The organism is Streptomyces hilarionis, assembly GCF_024539675.1.
Taxonomy (GTDB): domain Bacteria; phylum Actinomycetota; class Actinomycetes; order Streptomycetales; family Streptomycetaceae; genus Streptomyces; species Streptomyces hilarionis.
Window position 1 is genome coordinate 1 of sequence record NZ_JAHHIT010000049.1, and the last position, 16,173, is coordinate 16,173.

14 protein-coding genes are annotated in these 16,173 nt (G+C 74.7%); 11 read left to right on the forward strand and 3 right to left on the reverse strand.

Translation table 11 applies throughout. From position 1 onward, the window contains the following. Positions 1–568 precede the first annotated feature (568 nt). The gene (gene ku, locus KMS84_RS11995) at positions 569–1,696 is read right to left on the reverse strand and encodes a non-homologous end joining protein Ku (protein ID WP_498066947.1); all 1,128 of its coding nucleotides are present in this window, start codon (positions 1,694–1,696) and stop codon (positions 569–571) included. Between the two features lie 55 nt (positions 1,697–1,751). On the opposite strand from ku, the gene ligD reads away from it, so the two are divergent. After that, positions 1,752–2,651 (forward strand): non-homologous end-joining DNA ligase, encoded by a 900-nt coding sequence (gene ligD / locus KMS84_RS12000; protein ID WP_256916146.1) that lies wholly within the window; start codon positions 1,752–1,754, stop codon positions 2,649–2,651. Between the two features lie 192 nt (positions 2,652–2,843). On the opposite strand, the gene KMS84_RS12005 is transcribed toward ligD, so the two are convergent. After that, on the reverse strand, positions 2,844–3,647 hold the full coding sequence (locus KMS84_RS12005) for a nuclease-related domain-containing protein (protein WP_256916147.1): 804 nt from the start codon (positions 3,645–3,647) through the stop codon (positions 2,844–2,846). A gap of 111 nt (positions 3,648–3,758) precedes the next feature. Here KMS84_RS12005 and KMS84_RS12010 point away from each other — a divergent pair, with 111 nt between their 5' ends. From KMS84_RS12010 to KMS84_RS12055, 10 genes are all read left to right on the forward strand, one after another. Next, the gene (locus tag KMS84_RS12010; RefSeq protein WP_256916148.1) at positions 3,759–4,268 is read left to right on the forward strand and encodes a protein-tyrosine phosphatase family protein; all 510 of its coding nucleotides are present in this window, start codon (positions 3,759–3,761) and stop codon (positions 4,266–4,268) included. 415 nt (positions 4,269–4,683) lie between these two features. Beyond that, positions 4,684–5,451: a hypothetical protein gene (locus KMS84_RS12015; RefSeq protein WP_256916204.1), complete on the forward strand. Its 768-nt coding sequence runs from the start codon at positions 4,684–4,686 to the stop codon at positions 5,449–5,451. After that, positions 5,448–6,836 (forward strand): ATP-binding protein, encoded by a 1,389-nt coding sequence (locus tag KMS84_RS12020; RefSeq protein WP_256916149.1) that lies wholly within the window; start codon positions 5,448–5,450, stop codon positions 6,834–6,836. Before KMS84_RS12015 ends, KMS84_RS12020 begins: the two co-directional genes overlap by 4 nt. 70 nt (positions 6,837–6,906) lie before the next feature. Further along, positions 6,907–7,605, forward strand: coding sequence for an SH3 domain-containing protein (locus KMS84_RS12025; RefSeq protein ID WP_256916150.1), 699 nt, complete (start codon positions 6,907–6,909; stop codon positions 7,603–7,605). A 52-nt stretch (positions 7,606–7,657) separates the two neighbouring features. Further along, entirely contained in the window at positions 7,658–9,220 is a 1,563-nt protein-coding gene (locus KMS84_RS12030) for an FtsW/RodA/SpoVE family cell cycle protein (RefSeq protein ID WP_256916151.1), read from the forward strand. Continuing rightward, the gene (locus KMS84_RS12035; RefSeq protein WP_256916152.1) at positions 9,217–10,674 is read left to right on the forward strand and encodes a peptidoglycan D,D-transpeptidase FtsI family protein; all 1,458 of its coding nucleotides are present in this window, start codon (positions 9,217–9,219) and stop codon (positions 10,672–10,674) included. The genes KMS84_RS12030 and KMS84_RS12035 overlap by 4 nt, the downstream gene beginning before the upstream one ends. 82 nt (positions 10,675–10,756) lie before the next feature. After that, a complete protein-coding gene (locus KMS84_RS12040; protein ID WP_256916153.1) occupies positions 10,757–11,695 on the forward strand; it encodes an AurF N-oxygenase family protein in 939 nt (312 codons plus the stop codon). Positions 11,696–11,769: 74 nt separating this feature from the next. Continuing rightward, positions 11,770–12,420 (forward strand): TetR/AcrR family transcriptional regulator, encoded by a 651-nt coding sequence (locus KMS84_RS12045; protein ID WP_256916154.1) that lies wholly within the window; start codon positions 11,770–11,772, stop codon positions 12,418–12,420. A gap of 14 nt (positions 12,421–12,434) precedes the next feature. After that, positions 12,435–12,716, forward strand: coding sequence for a DUF8847 domain-containing protein (locus KMS84_RS12050; RefSeq protein ID WP_256916155.1), 282 nt, complete (start codon positions 12,435–12,437; stop codon positions 12,714–12,716). Between the two features lie 183 nt (positions 12,717–12,899). Continuing rightward, entirely contained in the window at positions 12,900–14,243 is a 1,344-nt protein-coding gene (locus tag KMS84_RS12055; RefSeq protein WP_256916156.1) for a C40 family peptidase, read from the forward strand. A 222-nt stretch (positions 14,244–14,465) separates the two neighbouring features. Here the strand turns inward: KMS84_RS12055 and KMS84_RS12060 are convergent, their stop codons facing one another. Beyond that, positions 14,466–16,016, reverse strand: a complete 1,551-nt coding sequence (locus KMS84_RS12060) for an alpha/beta hydrolase (RefSeq protein WP_256916157.1) — start codon at positions 16,014–16,016, stop codon at positions 14,466–14,468. Positions 16,017–16,173 lie beyond the last annotated feature (157 nt).

The window sequence follows — 16,173 nt, forward strand, 5'->3', positions numbered from 1 at the left end:
CGCGAGGTCCTGCGCGAGGCCGAGCCCGACCGCCCCCGCCGCCCCCGCCGCGCCCGTCGGCAAGACCGGCAGATCGCGCTAGACCAGCAGGGGCGACGAGGCAGGGCGGGACCCGGCAGGGCCGAAGGGGGCGGGACGGGCGCTGCCGTCGGTAGAGCGGGCCCCGCATGGCCGTCGGGAAAGGCGGGCCCCGCACGGCCGTCGGAGAAGCGGGCCCCGCATGGCCGAAGGGGCCGGACCGGTGAGACCGGCGCGGTCCCGCCCGATCCCGCCGCACCGGCACGCCCCTCCGTACCGGCGCGACCGGCGCGACCGGCGCGACCGGCGCGACCGGCGTGACCGGCGTGCCCCGGAACGACCCGGCACGACCGGCGGTGCCCGCCCCGGCGGTTCACGCCCCGCCGGCCCGGCATCGTCTGCCGCCCGGGCGGTGATGGCCGACGTCGTCTGCCGCTCGGGCGGGTGATGGCCGACGTCGTCTGCCGCCCGGGCGGTGATGGCCGACGTCGTCTGCCGCTCGGGCGGGTGGTGGCCGACGTCGTCTGCCGCTGGGGCGGGTGGTGGCCGGTCAGGCCGTGCGCTTGCGGGCCGCGGTCTTCTTCGCGGGGGTCTTCTTCGCCGCCGCCGTCGTCTTCTTGGCGGCGGTCTTCCTCGCCGTGCTCTTGGCGCCCGCCGTGCTCTTCGCCGCCGCCGTGGTCTTCGCGGACGTCGACTTCTTCGCGGCCTGGGCGGGCTTCGCCTGGGCCGACGTCGTCTTCCTCGCCGTCGACGTCGACTTCTTGCCGCCGGTCTGCTTCGGCGCGCTGCGGGCGGACTTGCGCTGGGGCAGGCGGCTCACCTTCGCCCGCCCCGACGCGGACGCCGAGCCGGACTCCTCGTCCACGTCCGTGTCCGCGTCCGCCGCGGGCCCCGGTTCCTCGCCCCGCGACTCCTTGGCCGCCCGCACGCTCTTCTCCAGGGCGGCCATCAGGTCCAGCACCTTGCCGCTGGACGGCGCGCTCGGCGCCTCCCGGGGCGTCTCGCCGGCCGCCTTCGCCGCGACGACCTCCTCGACCGCCTCGCGGTACTCGTCGTGCAGGTCGTCCAGGTCGACTTCGCCGAGGGTGTCCATGAGGGCGTCCGCGAGGTCGAGTTCCTTGTCGCGGACGGTGACGGAGGTGTCCGGGGCGACGCCTTCCGGCGCGCGGACCTCGTCCGGCCAGAGCAGACCGTGCATGGCGATCGCGTCGCCGACCACGCGGAGCATGCCGAGACGTTCCCGGCCGCGAAGGGCGTACTTGGCGATGGCCACCTTGTGGCTGCGCTTCAGGGCCTCCCTCAGCAGGGTGTACGGCTTCGCCGCCGGGGCGCCGCCCGCCTGGAGGTAGTAGGCGGCGTCCATCTGGAGCGGGTCGATCCGGTCGGCCGGGACGAAGGCCACGATCTCGATCGTCTTCGCGGTCGGGAGCGGCAGGTGGGACAGGTCCTCGTCGGTGATCGGGATGATCGTGCCGTCGGCGTCCTCGTACCCCTTGCCGATCTCGGCCGAGCTGACCTCGCGCTCCTCCAGCTCGCACACCTTGCGGTAGCGGATGCGGCCGCCGTCCTCGGTGTGGATCTGGCGGAAGGAGATCGAGTGGCTCTCGGTGGCGTTGACCAGTTTGATCGGGATGCTGACGAGGCCGAACGAGATGGCGCCGTTCCATATGGATCGCACGTGCAGCACCCTCCCGAGTGAGCGTTATGTACCGGTTTCGTGTGATTCTCATCGTATGACGCCGATCACCGAGGTGGAGGGGCGGCGGCTCGCGCTCAGCAACCTTCAGAAGGTGCTGTATCCGGCGACCGGGTTCACCAAGGGCGAGGTGCTGCACTACTACGCGACCGTCGCCGATGCCCTGCTGCCTCATCTGCGCGACCGGCCGCTGTCCTTCCTGCGCTATCCCGACGGGCCCGACGGCCAGGTGTTCTTCGCCAAGAACGTGCCTCCGGGGACGCCCGAGTGGGTCACCACCGCCGAGGTGCCGCGCTCGGAGGGACCGGCGCGGATGGTCGTCGTGCAGGATCTGGCGAGCCTCGTCTGGGCGGCCAACCTCGTCACCGAGTTCCATACGCCCCAGTGGGTGATCCAGGAGCAGGAGCTCGCCGACCGGCTCGTCCTCGACCTCGATCCCGGTCCGCCCGCGACCGTCGTCGAGTGCTGCGAGGTCGCGCTGTGGCTGCGGGAGCGGCTGGCGGCGGACGGCATCGAGGCGTACCCGAAGACGTCCGGGTCGAAGGGGCTGCATCTGCTGGCGGCGGTGCGGGGGGCGTCGTCCGAACGGGTCACCGAGTACGCCAAACAGCTGGCCGTGGAGGCGGAGCGGGCCGCTCCGCGGCTGGTGCTGCACCGGATGACGCGGAGCCTGCGGCCGGGGAAGGTGTTCGTCGACTGGAGTCAGAACGCGGCGCGCAAGACGACGGCCGCGCCGTACACGCTGCGGGCCCGCGCCGAGCCGACCGTGTCGGCGCCGGTGACGTGGCAGGAGGTCGAGGAGTGCCGGTCGGCCGGGACGCTCACGTTCACGGCGACCGACGTCCCGCCGCGGTTGCAGGACTTCGGCGACCTGCTGGCGCCGCTGACCGACCCACGGCGCGCGGGCGCGGTCCCGGAGGCCGCGCCGGACTCCTGACATCGGGGCGCCGCGGCCGGCTCATGACCCGAACACCGCCGCGCGCTCCCGGCACCGGGCTGCCGCCACCCGGCCGCGTGCCCGCGTGGCCGCGTGGCCGCCCCGTGGCCCCCGGCTCCTGTGGCCCCGCGGCGCCCGGATGCGCCGGGCGGACGGGCCCGGTCGCACCCCGTCGCACCCCGTCGCGCCCGGTCACACCCTCGCCCAGGTGCTCCGGTCTCTCGCCATCGCGTGGAGGGCCTCGACGTCGGCCGGTTTGAGCACGCCGCCCAGGCGGGCCAGGCCGGGCAGGTCGGCGTCGGTGAGGATGCGGGTCGCCCGCGGGGGCGCCGTGACGGAGACCTCCGCGGGTCCGACGAGGGCCAGCACGGGGTGGACCTCGGCCGTCAGGGCGTAGGAGGCGCGGTCGGCGTCGGAGCGCACCCGGCGCAGCAGGGGCTCCGGGGCGCGGCGGCCCAGGGCGACCATCGGGTCGGCGATCCGCACGCGCTGCCTGCGGGCGTGGACGGCGTGGACCGCGAACAGGCCGGCCGGGCCGATGGCCAGGTGGTGGACGCGGTCGCCGCCGGGCAGCGCGACGGAGTGCAGCGTGTGCCAGCCGGCGCCGTCGAGGCGGTCCAGCGCCTCGCCGACCGTCTGCTCGGCCGCCAGGGCACGGCGGCGCGGGTCGGTGCGCAACCGGTGGGCGGGGGGCGGATCGCGGTCCAGGTCGACGACCAGGGCCTCGCCGGGACGGTTGGGGGCCAGGTCGTCGTCCGGGTGCAGGGAGAGCCGGGCCAGCTCCGCAGGGGTCGGCACCGGGGGCGGGCCCACCGTCACCGGACCGGTGACGAAGGGCCGCAGGGCTTCCAGGACGTCCTCCCTGCGGTCGTCCCCGATGAGGTTGACCCTGGCCGCCTCACGGTCGTACCAGGCGATGTTGCTGCCGTCCGCGAGGCGGACGTAGAGCCGCTCCTGGCCATGCCGCCAGACCGGTATGACGCGCAGTCCGTTCATGCACCATCACCCCTGCGACCATGGGAACAGGCGGGGGCTCCGGGGGCAAGAAGGCGGTTACCCCCGGCGCGAGTTGGGCAGGCACTGGGCAGCGCGTTTGGGGAGGCGCCGTTGCGGACCCGCAGGAAGCAGTCCGACGTACCTGTTCCGGACCGTCCGTGGAGCGAGATCGTGCCCGGCCTGTGGATGGGCGGCCACGAGTTCCGGGGGCCCGGCGGAGAGCGGCGGCTCGCCGTGGTGCGCGGCGAGTTCGATCTCGTCCAGACGCTGACCCGGGCGCGGCAGGGCCACGGCCCCGATCCCGGGGTGCGCCACCAGGTGTGGCCGATCCCGGACGGACCGTTGGACGGAACCCAGCTCGCGGGGGTGATCCGGCTGGCGCAGGCCGCGGGGGACGCGCTGGACGAGGGCCTGACGGTGCTGGTGCGCTGCTACAGCGGCTACAACCGCTCGGGCCTGGTCGTGGCCCACGCGTTGACGGACCGGGGGCACTCGGCCGACGGGGCCGTTCGGCTGATCCGGTCACGGCGCTCCCCCTGGGCCTTGCACAACGAGCTGTTCGTGGAGTACCTGCGGGCGGGGCTGCCCACGGCCCGGCTGCTGGAGGAACTGGCCGAGTAGCCGGAGCCGGCGCGGGGCCGGACGGCCGCGAAGCCGGTCGGTCGGTTCGCCGGACACGTGCCGCGGCGGCGCGGGCGAGGGGCCGCGCGGGCGGGAACCAGGCGGCGGAGTAGCCGAGTAATCGTTTCTCCCATGGTCAGCGCCACAGCGCCGAGCCGCGACTCGGCAGTACGCTGCCTCAGCGCCGCCTGCCCACCGGTACGCAAAACGGACTTCCCTACGAATAAGGTGTACGGGCCGCCTGGCATCGCCGCCGCCCGAGAGGAGCCACAGGAGTCCCGTGTTCCGCAGCCGTCCCTGTCTCCCCGGTCGCCCCAGCCGTCCCGAGCGCCCCGACCGCCCCCGTCGCCCCGGTCGTCCGGAGCGCCCCGACCGCGCCGACCGCGCCGGTCGTTCCGGCTTCCCCGGCCGCCCCGTGCTCGTCGCCGCCGTCGCCGTCCTGCTGGCCTCGGCCGCCGTGGGCTGCGGTGACGCCGGCGAGTTGCAGGGCGCGGGGTCGACGCCGACGGCGATCAGCCCGGACAAGCTCTGGCCGGATCTGACGCCGGCCTCCAGCCCGGCGTTCGACATCGGCGAGGTGGACACCGAGGTGGTCAAGGGCGTCACCGTGCCCGGCGGCGACATCCGCAGGGTCGATCCGGTCGCGGTGGTGCGCAGGGAGATCGCCGCGCACCCGGGCGACTACGCGAAGGGCCCCTACGCCGAGACGGCCCGGCGGATGGCCGACTGCGGCCACAGCGGCGCGCGGGGCCGCAGGTGCCCCGTGCTCAAGGCGTACTACCGCGACCTCACCGGCGACGGCCACGCCGACCTGACCCTGGGCTTCCGGCAGCTGCCGGGCAATCTGACGGCCGTCCGCGTGTACACCGTGCGCGACGGCGGACTCGTACAGGTCATGGCCTACGAGGACGCCGTCAGCGGCGTCGAGCTCGCCGGGCGGTCCGTGATCATCCGCGCCCCCTCCGAGGTCGCGGGCTACGAGTACCGGCTCCAGTGGACCTGGGACCAGCAGCAGCGGGCGATGCTGCTCACCCACGACGAGATGCTGCGCACCGGCAGCCGCAAGCACTCCCCCCGGCCCTCCGCCTCGGGCTCCGCCCCGGTCACCCCCTCGGCGTCCCCGCCGGGCTCCGGGCCGGCGTCCGCGACGTCCCGGGCGTCCTCGTCCGCGAGCGGCCGATGAGGCCGGCGTTGCCCTCCTGGGCCGGCACGCTCGCCGTGAAGGCCGCCCTGTTCATCACGGTGATGTGCTGCGCGCTGGCCGCCCTGCTCGGCATCCTGGTGCACGTCTCGGTGACCAACCAGACCGTCGGACAGGCGCGCGACCTCGCGCTGTCGCGGCTGAAGGACGCGACCGCCGCCTTCGAGGCGGGGGACTCCCTCGGCCGGGGCGCGAGGCTGGACCCGCCCGAGCTCCCCCCGTCGCTGCGGACGCTCGCGGTGTCCGGCGAGCGGGGCACGATGGTCGCCGACCGCCGGGGCCGCCCCACGATGTGGGCGGCGGGCCCCGCCGACGGCGAGCGCGCCCTCGCGGTCGCCGTCGACTACTCGCAGAGCGCCCACACCATCGAGGCGCTCGACACCGCGATCCTGTGGTCGTCGGCGCTGGCGATCGGGGCGACGCTGCTGGTCGGCGCGGTCGCCGTGACCCGGGTGACCCGGCGGCTGCACACCACCGCCCAGGTGGCCCGCCGGATCACCGCGGGCGACCTCGACGCACGGGTGGACGACCGCCGCGCCAAGGAGCCGGGCCGGCCCCAGGACGAGGTCGGCGCGGTCGCCGTGGCGCTGGACTCCATGGCCTCCTCGCTCCAGGGCAAACTCCTCAGCGAGCAGCGCTTCACCGCTGACGTGGCGCACGAGCTGCGCACCCCGCTGACCGGGCTGCACGCGGCGGCCGAGCTGCTGCCGCCCGGACGGCCGACGGAGCTGGTGCGCGACCGGGTGACGGCCCTGCGCACGCTCACCGAGGACCTGCTGGAGATCTCGCGGCTGGACACCGGGCGGGAGCGGCTGGAGCTGGACGCCGAGGACCTGGGCGCGCTGGTGGCACGGGTCGTGCGGGCGGCCCAGGCCTCCGACTTCTCCGGCACGCCGACGGCCTCGGGGACCACGGCGGCCGGCGGGACCTCCACGACCGGCGGCGGGACCTCGGCGACGGGCGGCGGCACCTCCGCGACCGGCGGCGAGGTGACCGTCGTCGTCGTCCGCAACGCGCACGTGGAGACCGACCGGCGACGGCTCGAGCGGGTGCTCGGCAATCTGCTGGCCAACGCGCACCGGCACGGGAGGCCTCCGGTGACGCTGACGGTGGACGGGCCGGTCGTCACCGTCCGGGACCACGGGGACGGGTTTCCCGAGTACCTCGTCACGCACGGGCCGCAGCGGTTCCGCACCGACGGCGGGTCGAAGGGGCACGGGCTCGGGCTGACCATCGCGGCCGGACAGGCGGAGGTGCTGGGCGCACGGCTGGCGTTCACGAACGCGCCGGACGGCGGCGCGCTGGCGACGCTGACGCTGCCTCAGTCTCCGCCCGTCCCGGCACGCCTCCCCGATGGCGCAGCGTGACGGGCGACACGAGCGAACCGCTCCTAATGTGGCGATAAGTCAGTTTCACCCTCTTCATGGAGGTATCGCCATGTCCATGCGCTCGGCTCTCACCCGTCTGGCCATAGTCACCGCAGCCGGCGCGCTCGCCGCCACCGCGGCCGTCGCCCCGGCCCTCGCCGACGACTGGGACGGCGACGGCGGCGGCAACTCCGCCCAGGGCGGCGACGACTCGTACGACTGGCTCGACCAGGGCGGCGGGGGCGGCCAGAACCCACAGCCCGGCAACCAGACCGGCCAGGGCAATCAGAACGCCCAGGGGAACCAGAACGGCCAGGGCAACCAGGCGAACCAGAACGGCCAGGGCAACCAGAGCGGCCAAGGAAACCAGGCGAACCAGAACGGCCAGGGCAACCAGAACGGTCAGAACAACCAGGGCGGCCAGAACAACCAGGGCGGCAACTGGCAGTCCGGAGGCGGCGACGGGGGCAACTGGCAGTCCGGCGGGGGCGGCGGCGACGGCGGCGCCTGGCAGTCGGGCGGCCACGACGACTCCCGCCGTTACCGCGGCCGCGTCACCGCGAGCGAACTGCTGCTTCGCGGCGCGCCCAACCGAGGGGGCCAGGTGATCCGGGTCGCCCGGCGCGGCGAGATCGTCTCCATCTTCTGCCGGACCCCGGGCGAGAACGTCCAGGGCGACTCCGTCTGGTACCTCCTCACGGACGGCACCTGGGCCTGGGGCGCGGCGCGGTACATCGACGTCATCGGCACGACGCCCCGCTGGTGCTGACACGAAGCACCGTACAGGCCCACAAGGAGCCCCATTTGGGTAGGTTCCGGACATGACGAAAGCCGGAGTCCGAGCGGGAACCGGACCCACCGTGGCGGCGGCCGACGCGCCCGCCGCCATGGTGGGCCTCCCCCGGCGCCGTGGCGTCGAACTGTCCCTCATCGTCCTGGCCGTCCTGCTCTCCGTGTACGGGTACTGCGCCGTCGGACTCGCCCGCACCGGCGCCGTCCCGCCCGGCGCCGCCGGTTACGGCGCGGGGCTCGGGGTGCTCGCGCTGCTGGCGCATCTGGCGGTGCGGCTGCGCGCGCCCTGCGCCGACCCGTTGCTGCTTCCCATCGCCGTGCTGCTCAACGGGATGGGCCTGGTGCTGATCTACCGGGTCGACCTGGAGACGCCCGCCGACCGGGCGGCGCCCACGCAGCTCGTGTGGTCCACGGTCGGGGTGGCCGCGTTCATCGTCGTCGTGACCGCGCTGCGCGACCACCGCGTGCTCCAGCGGTACTCCTATGTGTGCGTGGTGGCCGCGCTCGCCCTCCTGACCCTGCCCATCCTGTTCCCGGCCGTGAACGGGGCCCGCATCTGGATCCGGATCGCGGGGTTCTCGATCCAGCCGGGAGAGTTCGCGAAGGTGCTGCTGGCGGTGTTCTTCGCCGCCTACCTGGCGGCCAACCGCACCGCGCTGGCCTACGCGGGCCGCCGGATCTGGCGCTTCAGCCGGATGCAGCTGCCCACCGGACGGGTGCTCGGCCCGATCGTCACGATCTGGCTGCTGAGCGTCGGCGTGCTGGTGCTGGAGCGGGACCTCGGCACGTCCCTGCTGTTCTTCGGCCTGTTCGTGGTGATGCTCTACATCGCCACCGGCCGCACCGGCTGGATCGCCGTGGGGCTGGTGCTCGCCTCGCTCGGCGCGGTCGCCGTCGGCCGGCTGGAGCCGCACGTGCACGGCCGGGTCGAGGACTGGCTGCATCCGTTCGCCTCGATCGAGTCGGGCGAGGGCGCCAACCAGCTCGCGCAGTCGCTGTTCTCCTTCGCGGCCGGCGGCGTGTTCGGCACCGGTCTGGGCATGGGCCACTCGGTCCTCATCGGCTTCGCCGTGAAGTCGGACTTCATCCTGGCGACTGCGGGCGAGGAACTGGGGCTGGCGGGACTGTCGGCGCTGTTCCTGCTCTACGGGCTGCTCGTCGAACGCGGTTACCGGGCGGGGCTGTCGCTGCGCGACCCCTTCGGACGGCTGCTGGCCGCGGGCCTCGCCTCGCTCGTGGCGCTCCAGGTGTTCGTGATCGCGGGCGGGGTGACCGGGCTGATCCCGCTGACCGGCATGGCGATGCCGTTCCTGGCGCAGGGCGGCTCCTCGGTGGTCACCAACTGGGCGATCGTGGCCCTGCTCATCCGGGTGAGCGACTCGGCCCGCAGACCCTACGACGCCCCGGCCGCCCACCGGACCTGCGAACCGTCCGCCCACCGGCGCGCCGAACCGTCCGCGCCCCGGACCGCCGGGACCTGCGCCCACACGCTCGCGGAACCGGCCACGCACCCGCCCGGCGAACCGGCCGCCCACCCGCCGACCGACCCGGTCGACACGCTGGTCGACGAGAGCCCAGGGAGAACCCGGTGACCCGGCACATCCGGCATGCCGCCGTCTTCTGCGCCCTGCTGCTGGCGGCGCTGCTGGTCAACGCCGCGCGCGTCCAGTTCGTCCAGGCCGGGTCCTACGACGACAACCCCGCCAACCGGCGCGGCTCGATCGCCCGTTGGGCGCAGCCCCGCGGTGACATCCTCGTCGGCGGCACCCCGGTCACCGGCTCCCGGGACACCGGGGAGCAACTGCGCTACGAACGCACATACCAGGACGGGCCGTTGTACGCGCCGGTGACCGGGTTCGCCTCGCAGGTGTACGGGACGACGTTCCTGGAGCACGCGGGCGACGCCGTGCTCTCCGGGTCGGATCCGCTGCTCGCGCCGTTCCCGCTGTGGAACGACGTCACGCACGGCCGGCCGCCCGGCGGCGACGTGGTGACGACGCTGAACCGTCACGCCCAGTGGGCGGCCTACGAGGGACTGGGCGGACGCAAGGGCGCGGTGGCGGCGGTGGAGCCGTCGACGGGGCGGGTGCTGGCGCTGGTGTCCAGCCCGTCGTACGACCCGGGGATGCTGTCCGGCAACGGCGCCCGGGCCGAGCGGGCCTGGGCGCGGCTCAACGGCGATCCGGACAAGCCGATGCTGAACCGGGCGGTGCGCCAGACGTATCCGCCGGGGTCGACGTTCAAGGTGGTCACCGCGGCGGCGGCGCTGGACGCGCGCGTGGTCACGGACCTGGACGAGCCGACCGACTCCCCGGCGCCCTACCGGCTGCCGGGGACGACGACGAGCCTGACCAACGAGGGTGAGGGATGTGAGGACGCCCCCCTGCGGGAGGCCTTCGAGTGGTCGTGCAACACGGTGTTCGCCAAGCTCGGCGTGGACACGGGGCTGGCCGCGATGACCCGTACGGCCCGGGCGTTCGGCTTCAACGACGACGGGCTGCGGATCCCGTTCGGCGTGGCGCCGAGCACCTTCGACACCTCGCTCGACCGGGCGCAGTTGGCGCTGTCCTCGATCGGTCAGTACAACACGCGGGCGACCCCGCTCCAGATGGCGATGGTGTCGGCGGCGGTGGCCGACGGGGGGCGGGTCCGCACGCCGTACCTGGTGGAGCGGACCACGCGCCGGGGCGGGGCGACGGTGGCCACGGCGGGCTCGCGGCCCTCGCGCCAGGCGATGCTCCCCTCGACGGCGCGGCGGCTGCGGGAGCTGATGGCCGACGTGGTGCGGGAGGGCACCGGGACCAACGCGGCGATCCCCGGCGCGCTCGTCGGCGGCAAGACGGGCACCGCCCAGCACGGGCTGGGCAACGCCGGCATCCCCTACGCCTGGTTCGTCTCCTGGGCGCAGGGCGCGCGGGACCTCGAGCCGAGGGTCGCGGTCGCGGTGGTGGTGGAGGACGGGTCGGCGCGCCGCGGGGACATCACCGGCGGCGGCATGGCCGCGCCGATCGCCCGGGCGGTGATGGAGGCGGTGCTCGACTCGTGAGCCGAGGAGCCCGGCGGGAAGCCCGCAAGAAGTGGCGTCCGGGGGATTGACGGCCTTGCTGACAAGCAGTCTCATAAGAGCCATGACGACCCTCACGGATGCCGACGCGCTGGAAGGGCTGCGGGACGCGCTGGGCCTGCTCAAGGACCGGGAACAGGTGGCCGAGCGGCTGCTCGCGTCCTCCGCCAAGCACTCCTTCGACCCGGACACGGAGCTGGACTGGGACGCGCCCTTCGAGGAGGGCAGGTGGTTCTGGCCGCCGGAGCTGGTGTCGCTGTACGACACGCCGATGTGGCGGCGGATGGGCGAGGAGCAGCGGATCCTGCTCTCCCGGCACGAGGCCGCCGCGCTCGCCTCGCTCGGCATCTGGTTCGAGATCATCCTCATGCAGTTGCTCGTCCGGCACATCTACGACAAGGCCGCCACGAGCGCGCACGTGCGCTACGCGCTGACCGAGATCGAGGACGAGTGCCGGCACTCCAAGATGTTCGCCCGGCTCATCGCGCGCGGCGGCACGCCCCTGTACCCGGTGAGCCGCGCCCACCAGCACATGGGCCGCCTGTTCAAGACGATCTCCACCACGCCCGGCTCCTTCACCGCGACCCTGCTCGGCGAGGAGGTCCTGGACTGGATGCAGCGGCTGACCTTCCCCGACGAGCGGGTCCAGCCGCTGGTGCGGGGCGTCACCCGGATCCATGTCGTGGAGGAGGCCCGGCACGTGCGCTACGCCCGTGAGGAGCTGCGCCGCCAGATGGTGACGGCGCCGCGGTGGTCGCAGGAGTTCACCCGCGTCACGTCCGGCGAGTTCGCCCGGGTGTTCAGCGTGGCGTTCGTCAACCCCGAGGTCTACGCCAACGTGGGCCTGGACCGTCGTGAGGCCCTGGCGCAGGTCCGGGCGAGCGGGCACCGGCGGGAGGTCATGCAGACCGGAGCGAAGCGGCTGACCGACTTCCTCGACGACATCGGGGTGCTGCGCGGGGTGGGCCGCCGGCTGTGGAAGTCGTCGGGCCTGCTCGCCTGACCGTGCCGGGGCCGCGCCCCGGTGAGCGGGCCGCGCGCGGCCGCCGAGCGGTGCGGGCGATTACGCTGCTCGTCATGACGCCAGCCGCTCCCGCCTACCGTCGTCTCAGCGTCGAGGAGCGCCGCAGTCAGCTTCTCGACGCGGCGCTGTCGCTCTTCGCGCACCGCGTTCCGGAGGACGTCTCCCTGGACGACGTCGCGGAGGCCGCCGGGGTGTCCCGGCCGCTCGTCTACCGGTACTTCCCCGGCGGCAAGCAGCAGCTCTACGAGGCCGCCCTGCGCTCCGCCGCCGAGGAACTCCTGCACTGCTTCGACGAGCCCCGGGACGGCCCGCTCCTCCCCCGCCTCGCGCGTGTCCTCGACCGCTATCTGACCTTCGTCGGCCGTCACGACGCCGGTTTCAGCGCGCTGCTACAGGGTGGCAGCGTCGTGGAGACCTCCCGGACGACCGCCATCGTGGACGGTGTGCGCCGGGCCGCCGCCGAGGCCATCTACCGCCACCTGGAGCTCGCCGAACCCGGGCCTCGGCTCCGGATGACCGTGCGGATGTGGATCACGGCCGTCGAGGCGGCCTCCCTCATCTGGCTCGACGAGGGCAAGGAGCCGCCCGCCGACGAGCTGCGGGACTGGCTCGTCGACCAGTTCGTCGCCGTCCTCGCGGTGACCGCGGCGCGGGACCGGCAGACCGCCGAGCTGGTCCGGGGTGCGCTGAGCGCGGAGATCTGATCGACACTGGAGCGGTGAAGAGCCAAGACACCCCCTTCGAGGGCGGGCCCATGGACGGCCGGGTCCTGCCCGTGCTGCTGGGCCCGACCGGGCATCCGCCCAAGACGTACCGCATCCCCGTGCCCGACGCGGCCGGCGGCCCGCCGACCGTCCTGGTCTACCGGCGGGTGCCGCGCGGGCACAGCAGCCGGCTCAGGCTGCCGCAGGGCTGGAAGTACGCGTTCGACCCCGAGGGGAAGGGCGGCGGGCGGCCGCGGTGGCCCTGGTCCCGGCCCGGCGCGCGACCGGACGCGTGACCCGGCGGACGGCGTGGGGCCCGTGCGCGCGCCGCGCCCGGCGCCACGCCGTTGAGGCGGCGGGGACGACGCCGACGGGTGACGTCGTTGCGCCGAACCGCGCACCCGGCGCGCGGACTCCGGGCACGCGCCCGATGCTCGCCCTGCGGGATGGAGGGGCCACCCCGCAGCGGAGGTGATGACGTGTCAGGAAGACTGCTGCGTCTGGCCTGTACGGTCTCCACCGCGGCACTCGCCGCGCAGACCGTGCTGGCTCCCGGACTCGCCGCGGCCACGACGGATCCGCCCGGGACCGGCGCACGCGCGACGGCCGCGCCGCGGCCCTCGGAGGCGGCCGAGGACACGGACGCGGGGCCGGACACCGGCGCCGAAGCGGGTGCCGGCGGGACGCCGACCGCCGGGGCGGACGTCCCCGACGCTGCGGCCCCCGGAACCGACAGCGACTCCGGCTCCGGCTCCGACTCCGGCTCCGGCTCCGATTCCGGTGGGCGGACCGTCGTCGAGTTGCTCAAGGAGCTTCAGCGGCTCTACCGGGAGGCCGAGGCCGCCACGGAGGCCTACAACGCCACCGAGGAGGAGCTGCGACGGCGACAGGCGGCGACCGGGCGGCTGGACGGCGACCTGGCGAAGGCCCGGCTCTCGCTGCACGACAGCCGCGGCGCGGCCGGAAGGCTCGCCCGCCAGCAGTACCAGGGCAGCAGCGCCCTGTCCCCCTACCTGCGGCTCCTGCTCGCCCGGGATCCGCAGCAGGCACTCGACCAGGGGCATGTGATCGGCCGCCTGGCGCGCGAGCGGGAGCGGACGGTGGGGCGGCTGCGCAGCGGCGAGCGCCGGGCCGACGGACTGGCCCGGCGGGCCCGCGCCGCCCTCGACGACCAGCTCACCCTCACCGCGCGCAGGAAGAAGGAGCGCGACGACGTGCGCCGGCGCCTGGACGACGTCCAGGAACTCCTGGCCTCCCTGTCCGCCGAGCAGCTCACGGCGCTGGCCGCGCTGGAACGCGACGGGGTGGCACGGGCGCAGGACCGGCTGGTGGCGTCCGGTGCGCTCGGCGACGACGGCAAGCCCTCGCAGGCGGGCGAGAAGGCCGTGCGCTACGCGGTGGGCCAGCTCGGCAAGCCGTACGAGTGGGGCGCGCAGGGCCCGGGGTCGTACGACTGCTCGGGGCTGACCTCGCAGGCCTGGGGGCGGGCCGGGAGGCCGGTCCCGCGCACCAGCGAGGAGCAGTGGGCGCGGCTGAAGAGGATCCCGCTGAAGGAGCTGCGTCCGGGCGACCTGGTGATCTACTTCCCCGAGGCCACGCATGTGGCGATGTACCTCGGGCGGGGCATGGTGGTGCAGGCCCCGCGGACCGGCGAGAAGGTGAAGGTCTCCCCGCTCGCGTCCAACCCGGTGCTCGGCGCGGTGCGGCCGGATCCGGGCGGCGCGCCCGTGCGGCGCTACCGGCCGCCGAAGCTCCCGCCCGCGGCGAGGGGGGCAGGAGCGGCGGCGCGACAGGCTCCGGTCGGCGTCGGCGAGCCCGGGTAGGCCACGCTCCCCCGGCGGGGGTCCTCCGGCGGTCGCGCCGGCCTTGCGCGGGCGTTCCCGGCCGCTCGGCATCAGGGGTGCGACGATCCCCGGAACGCGGAAGCGTTCCGCCGCACGGTCGGACGGCCGGTGTCGCCGGCGTCTGCGGCACCCGCCCCCGCGCCGGGGTTCGTGGCCGACGGCCGCGCTGTCGCCACCCCGCCCGGCGGAGCCGTACGGGGTTCAGGACATGCTGCCCCGGCACACCGTCCCCGGAGCCGGGGCCCGGCCCGTGCGGAGGTAGCGGTCGACCGCCTTCGTGACGCAGCTGTTCTGCGGGTACGTGCCGTGGCCCTCCTCCTCGGCCGTGAGGAGGACGCCGACACCGTCGCCCAGGGCGCGGGCCATGTGCCGGGCGCCGGGGTAGGGGGTGGTCGGGTCGCCGGTGCCGCCGACCACCAGGACGGGGGCAGCGCCGTCGGCGTTCACCTGGAGCGTGGTGCGCTCGCCGTCGAACGGCCAGTCGTAGCAGAGGTAGACGCCGCCGGACCAGGCCGCGCCGAAGAGGGGCGAGGCGGCTTTGACGCGGGCCTCGTCCCGGTCGAGGCGTTCGAGGTCGGGGCGCAGGCTGGAGTCCGCGCAGGTGATCGCGGTCCGTGCGGCGCGACTGTTGTCGGGCGGGGTCGCCGCGCGGTCGGCGGAGCCGGCGTCGTCCGCGCCCCGGCTCAGCGGACGGCCGTCGTTGTGGTCGATCAGCGCGGTGAGGGCCTCGGCGAGCGGCGCCCAGCCGTCCGTGCCGCGGTCGAGATGGTCGCTGACGGCGTACACGAGGTCGTCGGCGTCGAGCTTCCCGCCGCCGACGGCCGGGGCGGGCTTCTTCGCCAGGCGGCCGGCCAGGCGCGCCATGCGCCGCGCGGCCTCCTCGGGCCCGTCGCCGGTCGGGCAGTGGCGGATACGGGCCGCGCAGTGCGCGGCGAACCGGTCGAACGCGGCCTGGACCGCCTTGACCTGCGTCACCTTCTCCTCGTCGCGGTCCTCGGTCGGGTCGACGGGAGCTTCGAGGACGAGCCGTCCGACGTGCGACGGGTACAGGTGGGCGTAGACCGCGCCGAGCGCCGTTCCGTACGAGACGCCGAAGTAGTGCAGCCGCTCGTCGCCGAGGAGATAGCGCATCAGGTCGAGGTCGCGCGCGGTGTGCGAGGTGCCGATGTACGGCAGGAGCTCCCGGGAGTGCTCGGCGCAGGCGTCGGCCCCCTCGTAGCCGGTGTCCTGCGCGGTCTTCCCGCACCGCACGGGGAGGGTCGCGCCGACGCCGCGCGGGTCGAAGGAGACCAGGTCGTAGCGGTCGAGCAGCGGCTCGTACTGGTCGAGGAACTCGGGGAGTCCGCTCACGCCGGACACGCCGGGGCCGCCGAAGTTGAGGACGAGCGAGCCGATGCGCCGGGCGTTCGGTCCGGTGGCCTTGCGGCGGATCAGGGCGACGTCGATCGTCCTGCCGCCCGGTTCGCGGAAGTCGAGAGGGGCCTTCATGGTGGCGCAGTCGTAGCCCGCGCGCGCGGCGGGCGGCGAGGCGCAGCCGGACCAGTGCAGGCGCTGGCCGGTGGTGAGCGCGGCGGGCAGCCCGGCGGGCGGGTTGTCCGCGGTGAACTCCGTGCGCGGCTGCGCACTCCGGCCGCGAGCGTCGTGCTGGAACCAGGCGGTCACCACCCCGAGGACGACGAGGACGACCACGGCGATGACGCGCGCGCCCACCGGGAGGCCAGGCCCGCGGCTCCGTGCCGGATGTGCGCTCATCGAGTCCCCGCGCTCCCGCCCCTGGACGGCCGGCCCCGCATCCGCGTGCCCGTGACCGTGGTCGTCCGCTCGTCCGATCGTCGAACGCGTGCAGGATACAAGCCGCCTCCGACAGCGCGGCCGGACGCCCGGCGCGCGATGTCCCGGCCCGCATCGG